Below are 19,858 nucleotides of genomic sequence, written 5' to 3'. Positions count from 1 at the left end.
TTGCTGGCGTGGCCTATGTAGCGATCCAGTCGAAAGGGGTTGGGGCGATCCAGGTCTTTTAATGCATGCCTTTCGCGACATAGATCAGCGGCTTTTTCGGCAACGTGCGCAGCGACACGGTGATCGTGTTCGTCGGTGCGTAGCTGATATCGAAATCGGGTCCGAACATCGACAGGAAGCTTTGCAGCGGCCTCGGCTGGTGCATCGGCAGGATGAGAGAGGCGCGCAGCCGCTTGATGACCCGGCTCATGCTGTCCGAACCCATCGTCAGGCCACCATCCACCGGAACCATCACGACATCCAGTCTGCCGATCTCCGTGTAGTGGGTTTCCGTCAGTTCGTAGTGCAGATGGCCGAGATGACCGATGCAGAGACCGGCCACCTCGAAGATGAAGATCGAGTTCCCATCCTGCTGCGGCGCGCCGAAACCGCCCCTGATATCGGTAGTGACGTTGCGGATGTAGGTGTCGCCGACCACGAGGTTTACCTTCGCCTTTTCCCCTGGCACGTCGCTCCATCCATGAAGCACGTATTTAATGGCCGGGTCGGTCACCAAACTGTAATGCGAGGAATGGGCGCGATTCATGGTGACGACCATCGGAACGTGCGGCGGCGAATACCAGCCGCTGTAGTCGGTCGCGATCGTTACGCCGCCCGGCGTTTCGATCAGGAAGGTGGAATGTCCGATGTAGGTCAGCGTGACCGATTGGTCGGCAGCGCCGGCGCCAGCAATCGGTGCTGGGCCCGCGAAACTGGCAAAAGTCGCTTGCGGGATCGATTGGGCGATGGCCTGGCACTGGCTGACGTTTCTTCGTTCCTCCTGGGCCGCGGCTGCCTCCGCGGCGACCAAGACCATCAGGCAGGCGATTGCGAAGACAAGAAAACGCGGCGTCATGCCACTTCCTCCAGCGCTCTCACGGTAAGCTCGGGAGGATGCGGCAAGGCGCCGCAGCGGTCCAGTTGAAATCCCGAGCCACTGCTCACTTTTGCGTCATGGCGCGAGGCTGCCTGAACTAACGCCAAAACTCCGGAATGGTTTCGGCGAGCCGAGGACCGAGGCGCAGCGGCGCGATCTTTTCCGCGAGGCCGGTCGCATCCGATATCTCGACGCCGACGCCACAGATGGTGGCCGGGCCGGTCGCCGCCTCCATGCGGCCTTTCGGCATTTTGGAGATGAAACGGTTCAGCGGCTCCTCCTTGTCCATGCCGAGGGAGGAATCGTAGTCACCACACATGCCTGCGTCGGACATGTAGGCGGTGCCGCCGTTCAGGATCTGATGATCGGCCGTCGGGACATGGGTGTGCGTACCGACGACGAAGCTGGCGCGGCCGTCGACGAAATGGCCGAAGCACTGCTTCTCGCTGGTCGCTTCGGCGTGAAAGTCGAAGATGATTGCATCCGCCTGCTCCTTGAGAGGGCAGGCATCCAGGATCGTCTCGGCGGATTTGAAGGGATCGTCGAGTTCGGGATGCATGAAAACGCGGCCCATGACATTTGCGACAAGCACGCGTGCACCGTTGCGGGCATAAAAAAGCCCCGAGCCGCGCCCCGGCGTGCCCTGCGGGTAGTTGGCCGGTCGCAGGAACTGGTCATGACGTCCGGCAAAGGCGACGGCTTCCTTCTGATCCCAGACGTGGTTGCCCGTCGTGACGACATCGGCGCCCGCGTTGATCGTCTCGAGGAAGATATCCTCGGTGATGCCGAAACCGCCTGCAGCGTTCTCGCCGTTGACGACGACGAAATCGAGCTTCAGGTCAGAAATGAGGCCGGGGAGGCGGTTCCAGACGGCGGTGCGTCCGGTCTTACCCACCATGTCACCCAGAAAAAGCAGTCGCATTGCTATCCAATCCAAGAGGCAAAAAAGCGCAGCCCGCTTTCTGTCAGGAGGGCGTCCAGGCTGACGTCGTGCGGCTCGTCGGGCACATGTGCCACTTCCTGGCAGTCGAATGCAATGCCGATCAGTTTCGGATGCAGGCCTTTTTGCCGCAAACGCTCGATGGCGCGGTCATAATGGCCGGCGCCATAGCCGATGCGGTGGCCGCGATTGTCGAAAGCGGAGAGAGGCACCAGCATGATCTCGGGATCGAGCACGGCGGCGTCCGCGGGCGGACCCGAGGTACCGAAGCCGGTGCTGACCAGTGGGACGCCGCGCACCAGCTCGCGAAAGACAATCGTCTGCTTGTCGAGGATGGCGGGTACGCAAAGCCGTGCTCCACGCGTCTGGAACCGTGCCATAAGCGGCCGGATATCCGCTTCGGAGCGGATCGGCAGGAAGCCGGACACGGTCGTCCCGGGCTCGAATGCGACGGCCTCGCCGGCATGCTCGGCCATGGCAAGGCTCATCTCGATGCGAGTATCTTCCGGGATCGCGTCGCGCAGTGCGAGCCGGCCGGTACGCATTTCAGTTTTCAATTCTCTCGGGGTCATGCGGTCCATCGCGCTGTTTTCAGCAGACGATAAAGGTCTTGCCGATCATTTCAACGGGTCAATGCGACCTTTGACCGCCTGCCTGAGTCGATCAGGTCAAATCGTGATACTGGTTGGTCTGACTGAGGCGCCGGCCTGTGCCTCAAGCGGATAGGCGTCCGTGCCCGATCCCTGCTGGCCGGTTCTTGCGCGCAGTTCGCGCATCGCCTTGTCCATCAGCTGCCGGACTTCCTGCAGGATGGCCTTGAACTCTTCCATCGTCTTGCGATCTTCGGTCGAGATACCGGCAGATGCCTGCCTTCCATCTTCGATCACGCTTTGGTAGGCATTGCGTGCGGCGGTTGCGCCATCGGGTATGTCTGTCTGCTCCGCGCTACCGTCGGAGCTATCCGAAGAAGCCGTTTCGGTTGTCGCCGAGGCATAGGTCGTAGCGTCTGTCGCGCTCGCGCCGGTATCGGCGGTTGCAACGGTGGCATTGGCTGCAGATGCAGGGGGCGTTGCGCTGGCAGCGACAGCCGAGGCAAACTCCGCCGCAGCGGCGCTGATCTTGTGAGCAAGTTCGGCCGCAAGCCGGGCGACGACCTCTGGCGGGTAGCCGCCGCTCTTCAGCATTTCGAGCTGCTGCTTGGCTTCCTCAAGCTTGCGTGCGGCACGGGCTTTCGCGGCTTCGGCCGATGTCGTCATGCTTTCGCGCAGGCTTTCCTGTGCCTTTGCCGAATTCTGCAATATCTTCAGTCGCGCGCTGGTGCCGTCGGCCGGCGTATTGAGATTATCGGCCGAGTAGGTGTTGCGCAGGATGTTGAGCGCTGATGCGGAACCGACTTGCATACTATCCTCCGGATTGCACTATCCGTGGCAGTCTGCAACTTCAGGCTTGCGTGGGCCTGTGTGCCGTTACCTGCCGCCTATGTGCCCGTGGCCAGCGCATGGATCGTTTCATTAAACAGGGGCATGCCCCCAGGCAACCAACCGAGCGCGCGGATTTTCGCCGTGTCCATCGGTGTGAGCAGCGATTTGTCGGCGGGGAGCGGCAGCCTGTTCAGGCAATCGTGCTCCCATCGAATGGGTTCCAGGATGTCCCAGGTATCCAGCGCCACGTCGGACACGTTGAAGGTCTCGCCGGAGATACGCGGGGGGTCTGTTTCCAACATGAGCCGCACCGCTTTGCCGACGTCTTTTCCGTGGACCTCGGTGCCGGCACGTGAAGGCAAGGGACGACCAGCGAGGTAATCTCCGATCAGCTTGTCCCATTTGCCGGGTCGAAGGTCGCCGTAGACGCCGGTCAATCGGAGACTGGCCGTTGCGAAACCCGGCGCTGCAAGATGTGCCAGACTGCGTTCGGCATCCAGTTTGACCTGACCATAAAGGGTCTCCGGCTTGTCAAGCATCCCTTCTTTCAGCGTGGTTCCAGGCGCGTGCTCTCCATAGGCGGCACGGCTGGAAATGAAGATGCAACGCCGTGTGCCGGCGCGTTTTGCCGTTTCGAAAAGCCGGACGCTGCCGTCCAGATTGAAGCGCCTGAACGTCTCCGGGTCGTTACCCTCCCCACCGCGGTATTTGCCGGGCACGTGGTGGAAGGCGGCGTGAACGAAGAAATAGGCGTCGTCGAAGGCTTCGATATGATCGTGGGCCGGATCGAGCGAGAGCGGGGCGAACTCGACCGGGCGCGAAAAGAAGCGTGGCAGCGGCGCGTGGCGGCCGCCGATGATCACGGTATAGCCGCCGGCGAGCAGTTCTTCGACGATGTAGCGTCCGACGAAACCCGTTCCGCCCGATACCAGTACCTTCATGCCGCCTCTTTGGGGTTGGCCATTGCCGAGATATCCGGCGGATCATCGCCGGCATAGAACGCGTGCCACAGGTCGATCAGCGGCCGCAGTTTCTCGGCCTTCGGATGATTCGCCTCCCATGGCTTCTCGTACTGGTAGTGCAGGACGGAAATGCTCTGCCAGTCCCAAAGCCGAGGCATGGTGAACCATACATATTGGAGCATGTTGAAATAGACCGGCAGGCCGTGCCAATCCGGGAAAAAATCCTGCAGGAAGGTCTGGTCCGTCCGCTTCCAGAACATGCCTGGCTTATCCAGTCGCTCCAGCATGCGCTGAAACGTGGCTTCGGACGGTTGCGCGACGAAGACGCCGGAATTCAGTCGGTGGAAGTCTGCAAGAGATTCGTAGACATTCGGCGCGGCCGAAAACTCCGGATAGCGAAAGAGCTTGTCGATGTTGCGCAGCACGATCGCATCGGCATCGATGAAGACGCAGCTGGTGTACTCGGTCAGCTGCCAGAGGCGCAGCTTGCAGAAGTTGTCGAGCGGCGAGTGAAACGCCGGCTTGCGTCCCTTCGTGAAGGGGGCCGCGGCGTGCAGATTGGATCGAGCATGGCGCTCATTGAACGCGGCTGACAGCGGCATATGCTTGACCGGCACCAGGCGGCAGTCGAGCTGCAGGAGCGGGGCAAGGCTGGCCAGCTCAGCGCCTGGCGTATGGAGGATGACGATGTCGGCAGGGGTGTCGGTTCGGCGCAACGACGCCGCGAGCGCCTTGGCACCCATGGCGTAGTCGTTGTTGGTGACGAGGGTGACGTAGGCGTGCCGCAGGGACTCACTCATGAAACGGACTTCAGCCTCTTGCCTTCCGGATCGTGGTTGATCGTGGCGGCAATGTCTTTCGTCCAGGCGGAAACGGCGGGCACGCGCGACCGATCGACGCGATAGCTAAACTTCTTGGCGACGTCGACGATTTCACTGAGAAGCCCCGCCCGCAGGGTGATCGGATCGAGGCCAAGATTACGGAACTTCTCGTTCTTGACGATAAGCTCATTCTCCGGCGCCTCCTTGCGCGGGTTCGGCAGCCAGGCGATCTCGGCACCACTCATCTTGGCGATCATTTCCGCCAGATCGCGCACGCGATGCGTCTCCGTCATCTGGTTGAAGATGTCGACACGGGCGCCGCGGGCTGGCGGATTGTTCAACGCCAGCTCGATGCAGCGTACGGAATCCTGGATGTGGATGAAGGCGCGGGTCTGGCCGCCGGTGCCGTGAACGGTCAGCGGGTATCCAATCGCCGCCTGGATCAGGAACCGGTTCAGCACGGTGCCGTAGTCGCCATCATAGTCGAAGCGATTGATGAGTTGGGCGTGCCGGCGCGTCTGCTCGGTGTGCGTGCCCCAGACAATCCCCTGGTGCAGGTCCGTGATGCGCAGACCGTCGTTCTTGGCGTAGAAATGGAAAAGCAACTGATCCAGGCACTTGGTCATGTGATAGATCGAGCCGGGATTGGAAGGATAGAGGATTTCCTGGCTGACGGTCTCGCCATCCGCCGTCTCGATGCCAACGGGCAGATAGCCCTCGGGGATCGCCGCCCCGACCGTCGAATAGCCGTAGACGCCCATCGTGCCGAGGTGGATCAGATGCGCGTCGAGCTGGAGTTCGACGAGCGCATTCAGGAGGTTATGGGTGGCGTTGACGTTGTTGTTGACGGTGTAGTTCTTGTGGCGGTCGCTCTTCATGGAGTAGGGGGCGGCACGCTGCTCAGCGAAATGAATGACGGCATCCGGACGGTTTTCGGCCAGCCACGTCTTCAGGAGCTCGTAGTCCTTGGCGAGATCGATCAGGTTGAAGTGAACGCGCCGGCCAGTTTCGGCGTGCCAAATGCGCGTGCGCTCCTGGATCGAGTCCATCGGCGTCAGCGACTGGACCCCGAGTTCGGTGTCGATCCACCGTCGCGAGAGATTGTCGAGGATATGGATGTCGTGTCCCGCGTCGGAGAGATGCAATGATGTCGGCCAGCCGATGAATCCGTCTCCGCCCATCACTGCAATCTTCATCGGCTCGTCTCCTGCTTGATTGTCTCTGTCAAAAAATACTTAGGAAGCGTGACAATTGTTCAATGCTTGCAAGGCGGAAAGTCTTCCGCCAAAGAGGGCGCGTGACTTTGGAGAAAATTATGGCGGACAACGGTTTTTCGATTTCGGGTGAACTCACGGAAACGGGTCACCGGCTCCTGCAGCGCGTCTATTACGAGGACACGGATTTTTCCGGTCTCGTCTACCATGCTCGCTATCTGCACTTCCTCGAGCGCGGCCGCACCGATTACCTCCGTTGTCTCGGCGTCGAGCAGCGCGAACTCATCAATGCGGACGAGGAGGGGCTTGTCTTCGTCGTCCACCGCATGGAGATCGACTTCAAGCAACCGGCGCGGATGGATGACATCCTGATGGTGCTGACCCACACCGAAAAAGCAGGTGGCGCCAAGATGGTCCTCAATCAGGAAATCCGGCGCGGCGAAACGCTGCTGATCGCCGCCAAGGTGATCATCGCCGTCATCAACGCCAATGCGAGGCCGCGACGACTGCCCGAAGCGCTTGCCGAGAGATTTCTGGAAGGCAGCAAGCCGCTCCGTGGACCGTGAGCCTTTGCGGCCGCAGCCCGATCCCGCCGTTTCAACATCGTTTGCCTGCGGCGATTCGCGCAGGTTGATCGCGAAGCAATGAAAAGACGCTGGATTCCGGCCTTGCATAAACATGAGTTTTGTGTGAAGGAATTCGCGCGCTGGAAGTTAAGCGCTGTTGTGGTCATCGACCTAGATCTGACCAAGTAATCCAAGGGATAACTCTTTCGCCGATAGTTTCGCTGTCATGATCTGGCGCTAACGAACTGTTAACCATAATAGTGTCTTACTCGGATTGTCAGAGTTTGTGCGGTGCACGCCTTCCTTTGACCAAATTTGACGGCAAGGAAGGCGGATAAGAGCTTGGAAGCTTGACCAGGGCTTTGGGCGGCCGCCAGACACTTCTTGCGAGATCACTTTGTGCCGCCCGGTCAAGTACCGGGCGTTTGGATTCGGGGATTTTGGATCAATGGAACAAGTAGGATTGGCAGCAGCAACGGCCGACGTCAGCCTCTGGTCGCTGTTTATGCAGGCAGGTCTCGTCGTCAAGCTGGTCATGCTCGGGCTCATCGCAGCCTCGGTCTGGACCTGGGCGATTGTCATCGACAAGTATCTGGCTTACGGCCGCGCGCGGCGCCAGTTCGACAAGTTCGAGCAGGTGTTCTGGTCGGGTCAGTCGCTGGAAGAGCTTTATCGGACGCTGTCGGAACGCAACAACACCGGCCTTGCCTCGATCTTCGTCTCTGCCATGCGCGAATGGAAGAAGTCGTTCGAGCGCGGCGCGCGCTCCCCGATCGGTCTGCAGATGCGTATCGACCGCGCCATGGACGTCACGCTCGCTCGTGAATCCGAATTCCTCTCAGCCCGTCTCGGCTCGCTGGCGACAATCGGTTCTGCCGGTCCGTTCATCGGCCTCTTCGGTACGGTCGTCGGTATCATGACCTCGTTCCAGGCGATCGCCGGCTCGAAGTCGACGAACCTCGCGGTCGTTGCCCCTGGTATCGCGGAAGCGCTGCTCGCAACCGCAATCGGCCTTGTTGCCGCTATCCCAGCCGTTATCGCCTACAACAAGTTCACTGCCGATGCCGGCAAGCTCTCTGCTCGCATGGAAGGCTTCGCGGATGAATTTTCTGCCATCCTTTCGCGCCAGATCGACGAGAAACTGCAGCCGCGTCAGGCCGCGCAGTAATCGACGGGAACGGAATCAACGATATGGGTATGGGTGCTCCAAGCGGTGGCGGTAGCGGCAGTGGCCGCGGTGGTCGTCGTCGCGGTGGCCACAGAGGTGGTGCCATCTCCGAAATCAACGTGACGCCGCTCGTCGACGTTATGCTCGTGCTTTTGATCATCTTCATGGTCGCCGCACCGATGATGACCGTCGGCGTGCCGGTCGATCTGCCGGAAACGCAGGCGAAGGCGCTGAATTCCGAAACGCAGCCGATCACGATCTCGGTCAAGAATGACGGCCAGGTCTTCCTGCAGGAAACGCCGATCCCGGCCGAGGAGATTGCCGCGAAGCTCGAGGCGATCGCAACGACCGGCTACAATGAGCGCATCTTCGTTCGCGGCGACGCGACCGCGCCTTATGGCGTGATCGCCGACGTCATGGCCCGCATCCAGGGTGCCGGCTACAAGAACATCGGTCTCGTGACGCAGCAAAAGAAGGACCAATAGCAAACGCTATGAAGGCCAGTATCGTCACATCTGCGGCTCTGCACTGTGCACTGCTTGCCTGGGCACTGATCTCGATCGGCTCCCCGGAGCAGTTCAAAGTCGAGGATTTCGAGGCGATGCCCGTCGATCTCGTGCCTGTCGAAGAGATGTCGCAGCTGCAGCAGGGTGACAAGACGGCGCCCCCGAAGGAAAAGGCGGCGCCGAAGCCGACGACCAAGCCGGCGACAGTCGATAACGCGGAAAACATGGGCGATAACAATATCGACCTCAAGACGCCGCCGGTCCCGAACGCCAAGCCCAGCAACAATGAGAGCGCCGCTGCCCCGAAGGCGGCCGAAAAGCCTCTTCCGCAGAACGATCCCGTGCCCAACGAGGTGAAGGAGATCGTGAAGGAGGAGACGGACGTCGAGCCGAAGCAGGTCGCTTCCATCACGCCGCCGAAGCCGGAAATCACCCCGCCGACCCCGACGCCGCCGAAGGCTGAGGAACCGCCGCAGGAACAGGCCGAGCCGCCGAAGCCGGACGCTGAGGCGCTGCCGGACAAGGTTCCGACTCCGGTCGTGAAGCCGCAGCCAAAACCACCGGAACAGAAGCCAGCCGAAAAGCCCCCGGAAAAGAAAACCGAGGACCAGGCGACGGCCGACGACAAGCCGACGGACAAGAAGAAGGCTGAGAAGAAGCAGGAGAAGGCCAAGTCTGCCTCTTCCAAGCAGAGCGATTTCAACGCTGACGATATTGCGGCTCTGCTGAACAAGCAGGATCCTTCTTCCGGCGGTGCCAAGCGCTCGACAGAAGTTGCGTCACTCGGTGCGAAGAAGACCACGAGCGGCTCCAAGCTCTCGATGAGTGAGATGGACGCGCTGCGCAGCGCGATTGCCGGCAACTGGTCGGTTATCCCCGGGATGGAAGGCGCAAGCGAAGTTCGCATCAAGGTCCACATGAAGCTAGACCCTGATGGCAACATCATCGGCTCACCCGATGTTGAAGCGACCGGCGGCACAAACGAGGCGACGCGGATGGCGTTGGCAAGCGGTGCCAAGCGCGCCGTCATGAAGTCGTCGCCCTTCACGAACCTTCCGAAAGACAAATATGACGCCTGGGGCGAAGTTATCGTCAACTTCGATCCTAGCGATCTAGCCCTTTAAAATGCTGAAAGGCTTGTCCTCCATGACCAAGTGTTCCCTCATCCGCGCCTTGATGGTCGCCGTCGGCATGATAACCACTGCGGTTGTCGCCACGCCGGCGAACGCGCTTGTCGAAATCAACATCAACAAGGGTAACGTCGAGCCGCTGCCGATCGCGATCACTGACTTCCTGCAGGGTGACATGGGCGCGCAGGTATCGCAGGTTATCGCTGCCGATCTCCAGCGCTCCGGCCTCTTCGCGCCGATCAACAAGAACGCCTTCATCGAGAAGATCTCCAACCCGGATGCCGCTCCGCGCTTCGAGGACTGGAAGGTCATTAATGCACAGGCCCTCGTCACCGGTCGCGTGACGCAGGAAAGCGACGGCCGCCTCCGCGCCGAATTCCGCCTTTGGGATACGTTTGCCGGCACGCAGATGACCGGTCAGCAGTTCTATACGCAGCCGGAGAACTGGCGCCGCGTAGCCCATATTATCGCCGATGCGATCTACAAGCAGATCACCGGCGAGGAGGGCTACTTCGATACCCGCGTCGTCTTCGTGTCCGAATCCGGCACCAAGCAGGATCGCAAGCGTCAGCTCGCCATCATGGACCAGGATGGCTTCAACGTCCGCATGTTGACGAACGGCAGCGACCTCGTTCTGACGCCGCGCTTCTCGCCGAACCGTCAGGAAGTCACATACATGTCCTTCGCCAACCAGCAGCCGCGGGTCTACCTGCTGCAGCTTGAGACGGGACAGCGCGAGGTCGTCGGCAACTTTCCGGGCATGACCTTCTCGCCGCGCTTCTCGCCCGATGGCCAGAAGGTCGTGATGAGCCTGCAGCAGGAAGGCAACGCCAATATCTACACGATGGACCTGCGTTCGCGCACCACGACGCGCCTGACCTCGACAGCCGCGATCGATACGTCGCCGTCCTATTCGCCGGATGGCGGGCGCATCGTGTTCGAAAGCGACCGCGGCGGCAAGCAGCAGATCTACGTCATGAACGCCGACGGCTCCGGCCAGACGCGCATCTCCTTCGGTGACGGCAACTACTCCACACCGGTCTGGTCTCCGCGCGGCGATCTGATTGCCTTCACCAAGCAGTCGGGTGGCAAGTTCTCGATCGGTGTGATGAAGCCGGACGGTTCGGGTGAGCGCATCCTGACGACGGGCTTCCACAACGAAGGCCCGACCTGGGCGCCGAATGGCCGCGTCATCATGTTCTTCCGCCAGGCGGCGGGTGCCGGTGGTCCGCAGCTCTACTCGATCGATCTGACAGGCTACAACGAGCAACTCATCAAGACCCCGACCTACGCTTCGGACCCAGCCTGGTCGCCGCTTCTCGAGTAGTAAAGCTTGTGAACGTGCCTTTTTGTCGCCGCAAAAATCCCTGATTGGGGCGGCTGAGGGACAAATCAACCATCTGTTAACCATAATTCTTGAATGCCGATTAACCCAACGAGGTTACAGTCCGGCAACCTTAATCAAGTCGCAAGGAGACCGGCCATGAGCCGAATTCACACCCCGGCAATGAGCCGCATGCAGAATTTTGCCCGTAACCCCGTCATGATCGCGCTTGTCGCCGGTCTTGCTCTGGCCGGTTGCGCCAACAAGAAGAACATGGCGAACAGTGCAGGCGACCTCGGCCTTGGCGCCGGCGCCGCAACGCCTGGTTCCGCCCAGGACTTTACCGTCAACGTCGGCGACCGCATCTTCTTCGACACTGACTCCACCTCGATCCGCGCGGACGCTTCCCAGACGCTCGATCGTCAGGCTCAGTGGCTCGCCCGCTATCCGAAGTACGCGATCACCATCGAAGGCCACGCCGACGAACGCGGTACGCGCGAATACAACCTCGCTCTCGGTGCTCGCCGTGCAGCCGCCACCAAGGATTACCTTGCTTCGCGTGGTGTTCCGGCTCAGCGCATGAAGACGATCTCCTACGGCAAGGAACGTCCGGTTGCCGTCTGCGACGATATTTCCTGCTGGTCGCAGAACCGCCGTGCCGTTACCGTTCTCGGTGGCGCCGGTATGTAATTGCCGGGAAATATTACAATTTCGAAAGGCGGCTCCATCGCGGGCCGCCTTTTCTTTTTGAACACACTTTGGCCAGTTTCCGTTGCTTTTTGAAAGCAATTGGCAAAATCTCCTGTTCGCGCCAATGGGCGCGAAGAATCACAGGGACAGGACAAACCATATGAAAAAACTTGTCGTTGCGGGCATGCTGTGCCTCGCGGCCGTGGCCGGGGCGGGCCAATCGGCGAATGCGACGTCGCTCTTTGGGTGGCAGATCGGCGGCAAGGCTGCGGATCGGCAGCCGCAGGCACCGGTTGTAGACGTGCAGGCCGCCGGCGGCGCCGAAGTTCGCGTCCAGCAGTTGGAAGAGCAGCTGCGTCAGCTGAACGGCCGCATCGAGGAGATGAGCTTCCAGCTCCTGCAGATGCAGGAAACGATCCGCAAGGCGCAGGAAGACAATGAATTCCGTTTCCAGGAACTGGAAAAGGGCGGCGGCGGTAGTGCCGGCAGCAGCTCCAAGACGATGAAAAAGAGCGAGGCCAATGTGCCTCCTCCGGTTCAAGGTCAGGGCGGTGGTGACGATGTCGCCCGCGTTATCCAAGCACCGCAGGGAGCCGAGACGGCTCCCTCGACCGATGTTCCGGCAAACGATGGCCTCGGCCAGCCGCCGAAGCAGCTCGGTTCGATGGAGTTCGACCAGAACGGCAATCCGATCGGTGGCTCGGTCAACGAGGGTGCCACAGTTGGATCCGGCCCGCTTCCGGGCGTCGATTCCGGCCGCTCGTCGCAGACTGCCTCGCTCGGCAGCGAAGCCGACCAGTACAAGGCTGCCTATGGCCACGTCCTCTCGGGTGACTACTCGACGGCCGAGCAGGAGTTCACTCAGTACATCGCTCAATACCCGAGCAGTGCTCGAGCAGCCGATGCCAATTTCTGGCTTGGCGAGGCGCTCTACTCGCAGGGCAAGTACAACGAGGCCGCCAAGACGTTCCTCGATGCTCACAAGAAGTATGGCAGCTCTGAAAAGGCGCCGGAAATGCTGCTGAAGCTCGGCATGTCGCTTGCCGCGCTCGACAATATGGAAACCGCATGCGCCACGCTGCGCGAAGTTTCGAAGCGTTATCCCAAGGCTTCTCGTGCCGTGATAACCAAGGTTGCCAGCGAGCAAAAGCGTCTCGCCTGCTAAGGACTTCCGGTTTGCGCCCGGACGGCCCCCTTCTACCCGAGACGGCAGCACGCCGTTTTCTTGACTCGCTGATCAAGCCCTCGCGCATCCTTGTCGCGATTTCGGGTGGAAGCGATTCAACCGGCCTGCTTCTGGCGCTCGCCGAAGCACTCGAGGCCGCGCCCAACTCGAAAATATCCCTTTGTGCCGCAACCGTCGACCATGCGTTGCGCACAGACTCGGCCGAGGAGGCGCACCAGGTTGCAGCCTTCTGTCGGTCGCTCGATATTCCGCACCTCACCAAGACATGGCGCGGTGAAAAGCCCAAGACTGGTACGATGCTGGCGGCACGCGAAGCCCGTTACGCTCTGCTTGCCGATGCCGCTGAAAGCCTGAACGCAGATATTGTCGTGACCGCGCATACAGCCGACGATCAGCGCGAGACACTCGCCATGCGACGGGAGCGTTCAGAACAGCCAAGCACCGGCATTGCCGATCTCGTTCTCTTTGATCGCCGCTTGTGGGTAGCTCGACCGTTGCTTGGTTGCCAGCGGGAGGCGATCCGCGATTACCTTCGCGCGCGGCAGGTCGCCTGGATCGACGACCCAAGCAATGAGGACCCGAAGTACGAACGTGTGCGGATACGGTCGCGCCTTGCTGAAGAGGCTGATGTTGTTCCGGCTCCGGACGAAGTGGGCGATTTACGAGCGGGCGTCGCCGTTTTGGCGGCTCGATGGTTGGATCAGTATTTCGTTTTACATTCTCCCTTGATCGGCCACGTGATCCCGGCCGGGCTCGTCGCCGAAAGGCAGATCCTTAGCTACGCCGTCGCCCGCCTTGCAGCGGTATTTGGTGGGCAAGCGTTCGCGCTCGGTCGCAAGCAGATAGACGATGTGCTGGCGTTTATCGAAAAAGGTGGGGTGGGCCGGATGACGGCGGGGAGGGTGGTTTTCGACCTTCGGCGCGACGGGCTCTTTCTCGTTCGCGAGAACCGCGGCATCCTGCCGTTGACGCTGGCACCCGCCACGCGCGCTGTCTGGGACGGCCGATTCCTGGTTGAAAACGCAGCTCATACGGAAATCGGCATCGTTGCTGGCAAAACAGTGGCACAGAGCGGTCAGCTACCTAGGGGCGTCGTCAGGCGGGCCCTGGTGGCCATCCCACGTATCGTCGACGTGGCAGGGCACGAGGCTCCTGGCAGTATTGCGGAGAAAGTCCGGATCACAGCCTATTTTTCGCCCTTCGACCGTTTTTTGACACGATTTGATTTCATCTTTGCGCAGAGCCTTGCGGCTACCTTTGGAACACGCCCCTATCCAAAACCGCCTTTAGGTCGTATTGACGGAAAATCTATCTAACAGTCCAGTTTGCCTTGGCAATCACCTGCGGCAATCCTATGTTAGAGGCCAAATAAGACGGTCGCCATGAGGCGGTTGTTCCAGTGCTGGGGAGTTCGATGAACCCTAACTTACGTAATTTCGCCTTGTGGGCAATCATAGCGCTTCTGCTGATTGCTCTGTTCAGCATGTTCCAGACGTCGCCGGCGCAGACCAGCTCCCGCGAAATCCCTTACTCGCAGTTCCTGCGTGAAGTGGATGCGGGCCGCGTCAAGGAAGTCGTCGTCACGGGCAACCGCGTTTCCGGCAGCTATGTTGAAAACGGCACCACCTTCCAGACCTATACGCCAGTCGTTGACGACAACCTGCTCGATCGTCTGCAGCAGAAGAATGTTCTCGTTTCCGCGCGCCCGGAAACCGATGGTTCGTCGGGCTTCCTGAGCTATATCGGCACGCTGTTGCCGATGCTTCTGATCCTTGGCGTCTGGCTGTTCTTCATGCGGCAGATGCAGGGCGGTTCGCGCGGCGCGATGGGCTTCGGCAAGTCCAAGGCTAAGCTTTTGACCGAAGCGCATGGCCGCGTGACCTTCGATGACGTCGCAGGCGTGGACGAAGCCAAGCAAGACCTCGAGGAAATCGTCGAATTCCTGCGCGATCCGCAGAAGTTCCAGCGTCTCGGCGGCAAGATTCCGCGCGGTGTTCTGCTGGTTGGCCCTCCCGGTACCGGTAAGACACTGCTCGCCCGCTCTGTCGCCGGTGAAGCAAACGTTCCGTTCTTCACGATCTCGGGCTCCGACTTCGTCGAAATGTTCGTCGGCGTCGGCGCGAGCCGTGTCCGCGACATGTTCGAACAGGCCAAGAAGAATGCGCCTTGCATCATCTTTATCGACGAAATCGATGCCGTCGGTCGCCACCGTGGCGCCGGTCTCGGCGGCGGTAACGACGAACGCGAGCAGACGTTGAACCAGCTGCTGGTCGAAATGGACGGCTTCGAGGCAAACGAAGGCATCATCTTGATCGCGGCGACCAACCGGCCCGACGTTCTCGATCCGGCGCTTTTGCGTCCGGGCCGTTTCGACCGTCAGGTCGTCGTTCCGAACCCCGACATCGTCGGCCGCGAGCGTATCCTCAAGGTGCATGCCCGCAACGTGCCGCTGGCACCGAATGTCGATCTCAAGGTTCTGGCGCGCGGTACGCCCGGCTTCTCCGGTGCCGATCTGATGAACCTCGTCAACGAAGCTGCCCTGATGGCTGCGCGCCGCAATAAGCGCGTCGTCACCATGCAGGAGTTCGAAGACGCCAAAGACAAGATCATGATGGGCGCCGAGCGCCGCTCTTCGGCGATGACCGAAGCGGAGAAGAAGCTCACGGCCTATCACGAAGCTGGTCATGCGATCACAGCGCTCAACGTTGCCGTCGCCGATCCGTTGCACAAGGCAACGATCATCCCGCGCGGCCGCGCGCTTGGCATGGTCATGCAGCTCCCCGAGGGCGATCGCTACTCGATGAGCTACAAGTGGATGGTCTCGCGCCTCTGCATCATGATGGGCGGCCGCGTCGCCGAAGAGCTGACGTTCGGTAAGGAGAATATCACTTCGGGTGCATCCTCGGACATCGAGCAGGCCACCAAGCTTGCCCGTGCGATGGTGACCCAGTGGGGCTTCTCCGACGAACTCGGCCAGGTCGCCTACGGGGAGAACCAGCAGGAGGTCTTCCTCGGCCATTCTGTTTCGCAGTCGAAGAATGTCTCCGAAGCGACAGCCCAGAAGATCGACAATGAAGTGCGCCGCCTGATCGACGAAGCCTACACTCAGGCTCGCGACATCTTGACGGACAAGCACGACGAGTTCGTTGCGCTTGCCGAAGGCCTGCTCGAATACGAGACGCTGACTGGCGAGGAAATCAAGGCGCTGATTCGTGGCGAGAAGCCGTCGCGCGATCTCGGTGACGATGCACCGCCCAGCCGCGGCTCTGCTGTGCCGAAGACCGGTACGCGGCCGGTGGCAAAGGGTGACGAGCCGGAAGCCGGCTTGGAGCCGCAGCCACATTGATTTCTCTTGAAGAATGACGGCAAGGCCGGGGTCCATTCTGGACGCCGGCCTTTTGCGTCGGTAACGCGATGTAATGGGTTTTCTTGCTAATTTACGTGATGGTCACCGCGATTTGTGTCATGCCGGTGACATAGCGAGGCCTCATTTGGGGCTCTTGTAGCGATATTCCGCCTGTGGCGGCTGATTTTTTGCAAGTGATGATGCGCAGCCTGAAGGCGCGCCAAGGCACAGGGGTGCATATGAAAAGACGCTATTTCGGTACGGATGGCATTCGCGGTCAATCCAACGTGTTCCCGATGACACCGGATCTTGCGATGCGGGTCGGCATTGCAGTTGGGACGATCTTTCGCCGAGGCAACCATCGTCACCGCGTCGTCATAGGTAAGGACACGCGCCTTTCAGGCTACATGTTGGAAAACGCGATGGTTGCCGGCTTCACCGCCGCCGGCGTCGATGCGTTCGTTCTCGGTCCTATCCCGACACCGGCCGTTGCGATGCTGACGCGTTCGCTGCGCGCCGACATTGGTGTCATGATCTCTGCCTCCCACAATCCCTATCAGGACAATGGCATCAAGCTCTTCGGGCCTGATGGCTACAAGCTTTCCGACGATCTGGAATCGCAGATCGAAGACCTGCTTGAAAAGGATCTCTCCACGCAGCTTGCGAAGGCCGATGATATCGGCCGCGCCAAGCGCGTTGACGGCGTTCACGACCGCTATATCGAGCATGCCAAGCGTACGCTGCCGCGCGACGTCACATTGCAGGGCTTGAGGATCGCGATCGACTGCGCAAACGGGGCCGCCTACAAGGTGGCGCCTGCCGTGCTCTGGGAGCTCGGTGCTGATGTCGTGACCATCGGCAACGAGCCGAACGGCACGAACATCAACCTCAATTGTGGCTCCACGAGCCCGGTCGCGCTGCAGAAGAAGGTCGACGAAGTGCGCGCCGATATTGGCATTGCGCTCGATGGCGACGCCGACCGTGTCATCATCGTCGACGAGAACGGTGCGGTCGTCGACGGTGACCAGCTGATGGCCGTTATCGCCGAAAGCTATGCCGAGAGCCAGCAGCTTCGCGGCGGCGGTATCGTCGCGACGGTCATGTCGAATCTCGGGTTGGAGCGCTTCCTCGGCGATAAGGGACTTGGTCTTGTGCGTACGATGGTCGGTGACCGTTACGTTGTCGAACACATGCGCCAGCACAACTACAATGTCGGCGGCGAGCAGTCCGGCCACATCGTGCTGTCCGACTATGGCACGACAGGCGACGGTCTCGTGGCGGCCCTGCAGATTCTTGCTGCGGTCAAGCGGACCGGCAAGACGGTGAGCGAAGTTTGCCGTCGCTTCGATCCGGTGCCCCAACTGCTACGCAACGTCCGCATCTCCGGCGGCAAGCCGCTGGAGGATATCCTGGTGCAGAAGGCGATCGCCGATGCAGAGGCCGAGCTTGCCAAGAACGGCCGCCTCGTCATCCGTCCGTCCGGCACCGAGCCACTGATCCGTGTCATGGCCGAGGGCGACGACCGCGCCCAGATTGAACGCATCGTCAATGATCTGACCGGCGTGATCGGTGGGGTGCGCGACGCGGCGTGAAGGCGGCCGCGCATGCGGATGTCGATTCGACCCCGCTATGCACTTTTTTGCCTAAGGTCATGATGAATATCTTGTAAACTTAATCGGACATTAACTCTGATTTGTAAGACTTCGGGACGAATAAGAGCCGTATGCGGTCGATTGGCACGCGGACTATTTGTGTTCCTGGAGAATTATTATGAAGAGATTTTTGATTGCCGTGGCTACGGTGCTGGTGGGAACTACCCCAGTTCTCGCGGCCGATCTCTATGTTGACCCGCCGGCACCGGCGCCTGTCTTCGGCGGATGGTATTTGCGCGGCGAATTGGGCATGAGCAACCAGCGTCTTGGCGGGTTGCAACAAGAATTGTTTGACGAAGTCGAGCTCCATCCATTTCTGGACGATGGCGGCTTCGACAGCGCGCCGTTGGGTGGCCTGGGTGTAGGCTATCAATTCAACCAGTGGCTACGCGCTGACGCGATCGTCCAGTATCGCGGCAAGGCCGACTTCTCCGCACTCGATCGTTATGGACACACCGATGCATCCGGGACGGCTGTTTGGGATGGCACCAATGACTATGACGGTGCCAAGTCGGAATGGCTGCTGATGGCCAACGCCTATGTCGATCTGGGCACCTGGTACGGCATCACGCCATATGTCGGAGCCGGTATCGGTACCTCTCGCAACACCATCTCCGGTTTCAGGGACATTAACGTCCCGACGCAAGGCGTCGCTTATGCCGATAGCGACTCCACCTGGAACTTTGCCTGGGCGCTGCATGCGGGCCTCGGCTATCAAGTGACAGACCGTCTTACCGTCGATTTCGGTTATACCTACCTTGATCTAGGCGATGCAAAGACCGGCCGGATCCACTCCTACGACAACACGGTGGACACCGGGCCGATGCATTTCAACAACATTACCTCGCACGATTTCAAACTCGCCTTGCGCTACTCATTGCAATAACCAGCCACGTTCTTTGTTGCATGAGTTCTCACTTACAAGGCTGCCTTCACGGCAGCCTTTTTCGCGTGGGTCGAACGCTGATCGCAGTTAACGAATATGGTTAACCGCGCGTTAGCATCTCGCTGGAATAATGTCCGCGTAGTCAGTCATGCGGGCGTTCTATTGCCCGGCCGGGAATTTGCAATGAAATCGTCCAAAGTGATCCCCGCCACTGTCGCAAGCCTTATGCTGCTCGGCAGTCCGGTGGCGGCGGAAGAACCACTGATTACGGACGTACCGGAGGTTAGCATTGCCGGCAGCTCAATGACGACCGGATGGTATCTTCGGGGTGATCTCGGCTATGCGCCGTGGACGGGCAACGAAAAACCGACTTATCACGTCGGTGGTGCCGGCGACGGCGAGTTCGATCCGGCGCGCTTCTCCCAGCCCGTTTCCGGTGGCGTCGGGATCGGTTATCAATTCACCGACATCTGGCGCGCCGATTTAACGACGGATTTCTTCAAGAGCGATTTTTCCGGTACAGCACGCCTCGATCTGCCTTGTGCGGCCTCTGCTCCCGCCGGAACCGGTTGCGCCTACGGCACACGTGCCGATGTTCGGGCGTATGGCATCATGACAAACGGCTACGCCGACCTTGCGACCGTTGCCGGCTTCACCCCCTATGTCGGTGCCGGCTTGGGGATAACGAACGTCAGATGGGGGAGCGTGAGATCCCAACCGGAGTGCGTCGACGGCGCCTCGACATGCGCGGCAGCCACGTTCGCCCCACAGAATTTGAATGGCGAAAACAGCTGGCGCTTCACCTATGCCCTGATGGTTGGCGTCAGCTATGAAGTCGCCGATAACATCAAGGTCGATTTTGGCTATCGCTTTTCCGATATTGCCGGCGGCAGCATGTTTACAGGTCCCTACCCGGAAAGCGGGCGCGATCACGGGATGACCCGGCACGAGGTCCGTGTCGGCCTGCGCGTTGCTGGCTGGTAGGCCGGCCGATCCGCGACGCAATGACGCGTATAGACCAAAAATTTCTCTCGTTGCGCCGCCGACTGCTTGACTTCGATCTCACCGCCCTATAACGACGGCGGCGGGACACTCCTCCCCAACGAGGAGCTATCTATCTGGAAGGATAG

The 19,858-nt window shown here is 60.3% G+C and carries 19 protein-coding genes; 12 read left to right on the top strand and 7 right to left on the bottom strand.

Translation table 11 applies throughout. The features are described 5' to 3' along the window. Positions 1-58 precede the first annotated feature (58 nt). From FHT71_RS08500 to FHT71_RS08470, 7 genes are all read right to left on the bottom strand, one after another. Complete coding sequence (locus tag FHT71_RS08500; RefSeq protein WP_132594181.1) at positions 59-895, bottom strand: MBL fold metallo-hydrolase; 837 nt, start codon at positions 893-895, stop codon at positions 59-61. 118 nt (positions 896-1,013) lie between these two features. Then, positions 1,014-1,838: a TIGR00282 family metallophosphoesterase gene (locus FHT71_RS08495; protein ID WP_007802617.1), complete on the bottom strand. Its 825-nt coding sequence runs from the start codon at positions 1,836-1,838 to the stop codon at positions 1,014-1,016. 2 nt (positions 1,839-1,840) lie between these two features. Next, complete coding sequence (locus FHT71_RS08490; protein ID WP_037084472.1) at positions 1,841-2,428, bottom strand: 5-formyltetrahydrofolate cyclo-ligase; 588 nt, start codon at positions 2,426-2,428, stop codon at positions 1,841-1,843. Positions 2,429-2,524: 96 nt separating this feature from the next. Beyond that, complete coding sequence (locus FHT71_RS08485; protein WP_132594177.1) at positions 2,525-3,256, bottom strand: hypothetical protein; 732 nt, start codon at positions 3,254-3,256, stop codon at positions 2,525-2,527. A 77-nt stretch (positions 3,257-3,333) separates the two neighbouring features. Beyond that, entirely contained in the window at positions 3,334-4,218 is an 885-nt protein-coding gene (locus FHT71_RS08480) for an NAD(P)-dependent oxidoreductase (protein WP_132594176.1), read from the bottom strand. After that, a complete protein-coding gene (locus tag FHT71_RS08475) occupies positions 4,215-5,039 on the bottom strand; it encodes a glycosyltransferase (RefSeq protein WP_132594174.1) in 825 nt (274 codons plus the stop codon). Before FHT71_RS08475 ends, FHT71_RS08480 begins: the two co-directional genes overlap by 4 nt. Further along, positions 5,036-6,256 (bottom strand): NAD-dependent epimerase/dehydratase family protein, encoded by a 1,221-nt coding sequence (locus tag FHT71_RS08470; protein ID WP_132594172.1) that lies wholly within the window; start codon positions 6,254-6,256, stop codon positions 5,036-5,038. The genes FHT71_RS08475 and FHT71_RS08470 overlap by 4 nt, the downstream gene beginning before the upstream one ends. A gap of 119 nt (positions 6,257-6,375) precedes the next feature. Here FHT71_RS08470 and ybgC point away from each other — a divergent pair, with 119 nt between their 5' ends. The 12 genes from ybgC to FHT71_RS08410 all read left to right on the top strand — a co-directional run bounded on the left by ybgC (position 6,376) and on the right by FHT71_RS08410 (position 19,712). After that, positions 6,376-6,840 (top strand): tol-pal system-associated acyl-CoA thioesterase, encoded by a 465-nt coding sequence (ybgC, locus tag FHT71_RS08465; protein ID WP_132594170.1) that lies wholly within the window; start codon positions 6,376-6,378, stop codon positions 6,838-6,840. 448 nt (positions 6,841-7,288) lie between these two features. After that, positions 7,289-8,008: a protein TolQ gene (tolQ, locus tag FHT71_RS08460; RefSeq protein ID WP_007802632.1), complete on the top strand. Its 720-nt coding sequence runs from the start codon at positions 7,289-7,291 to the stop codon at positions 8,006-8,008. 23 nt (positions 8,009-8,031) lie between these two features. Further along, complete coding sequence (gene tolR, locus FHT71_RS08455; RefSeq protein WP_007802633.1) at positions 8,032-8,493, top strand: protein TolR; 462 nt, start codon at positions 8,032-8,034, stop codon at positions 8,491-8,493. An 8-nt stretch (positions 8,494-8,501) separates the two neighbouring features. After that, positions 8,502-9,638, top strand: a complete 1,137-nt coding sequence (locus FHT71_RS08450) for a hypothetical protein (RefSeq protein ID WP_132594168.1) — start codon at positions 8,502-8,504, stop codon at positions 9,636-9,638. A 22-nt stretch (positions 9,639-9,660) separates the two neighbouring features. Continuing rightward, positions 9,661-10,971 (top strand): Tol-Pal system beta propeller repeat protein TolB, encoded by a 1,311-nt coding sequence (gene tolB, locus FHT71_RS08445; RefSeq protein WP_007802637.1) that lies wholly within the window; start codon positions 9,661-9,663, stop codon positions 10,969-10,971. A gap of 156 nt (positions 10,972-11,127) precedes the next feature. Continuing rightward, positions 11,128-11,658: a peptidoglycan-associated lipoprotein Pal gene (pal, locus tag FHT71_RS08440; protein WP_007802639.1), complete on the top strand. Its 531-nt coding sequence runs from the start codon at positions 11,128-11,130 to the stop codon at positions 11,656-11,658. Between the two features lie 160 nt (positions 11,659-11,818). Next, positions 11,819-12,823 carry a tol-pal system protein YbgF gene (gene ybgF, locus FHT71_RS08435; protein ID WP_183719458.1) on the top strand — a complete coding sequence of 335 codons (1,005 nt, stop codon included), beginning with the start codon at positions 11,819-11,821 and terminating at the stop codon, positions 12,821-12,823. Between the two features lie 11 nt (positions 12,824-12,834). Next, a complete protein-coding gene (gene tilS, locus FHT71_RS08430) occupies positions 12,835-14,160 on the top strand; it encodes a tRNA lysidine(34) synthetase TilS (RefSeq protein WP_132594164.1) in 1,326 nt (441 codons plus the stop codon). A gap of 98 nt (positions 14,161-14,258) precedes the next feature. Further along, positions 14,259-16,190 carry an ATP-dependent zinc metalloprotease FtsH gene (gene ftsH, locus FHT71_RS08425; RefSeq protein ID WP_007802644.1) on the top strand — a complete coding sequence of 644 codons (1,932 nt, stop codon included), beginning with the start codon at positions 14,259-14,261 and terminating at the stop codon, positions 16,188-16,190. A gap of 239 nt (positions 16,191-16,429) precedes the next feature. Beyond that, a complete protein-coding gene (gene glmM / locus FHT71_RS08420; RefSeq protein WP_007802648.1) occupies positions 16,430-17,782 on the top strand; it encodes a phosphoglucosamine mutase in 1,353 nt (450 codons plus the stop codon). A gap of 178 nt (positions 17,783-17,960) precedes the next feature. Continuing rightward, positions 17,961-18,728 (top strand): outer membrane protein, encoded by a 768-nt coding sequence (locus FHT71_RS08415; RefSeq protein WP_183719456.1) that lies wholly within the window; start codon positions 17,961-17,963, stop codon positions 18,726-18,728. A 183-nt stretch (positions 18,729-18,911) separates the two neighbouring features. Beyond that, positions 18,912-19,712 carry an outer membrane protein gene (locus FHT71_RS08410; RefSeq protein WP_132594160.1) on the top strand — a complete coding sequence of 267 codons (801 nt, stop codon included), beginning with the start codon at positions 18,912-18,914 and terminating at the stop codon, positions 19,710-19,712. The last annotated feature ends 146 nt before the right edge of the window (positions 19,713-19,858 follow it).

Source organism: Rhizobium sp. BK060, from assembly GCF_014193145.1.
Lineage (GTDB): Bacteria > Pseudomonadota > Alphaproteobacteria > Rhizobiales > Rhizobiaceae > Rhizobium.
This window is presented reverse-complemented; position numbering and strand designations above follow the sequence as displayed.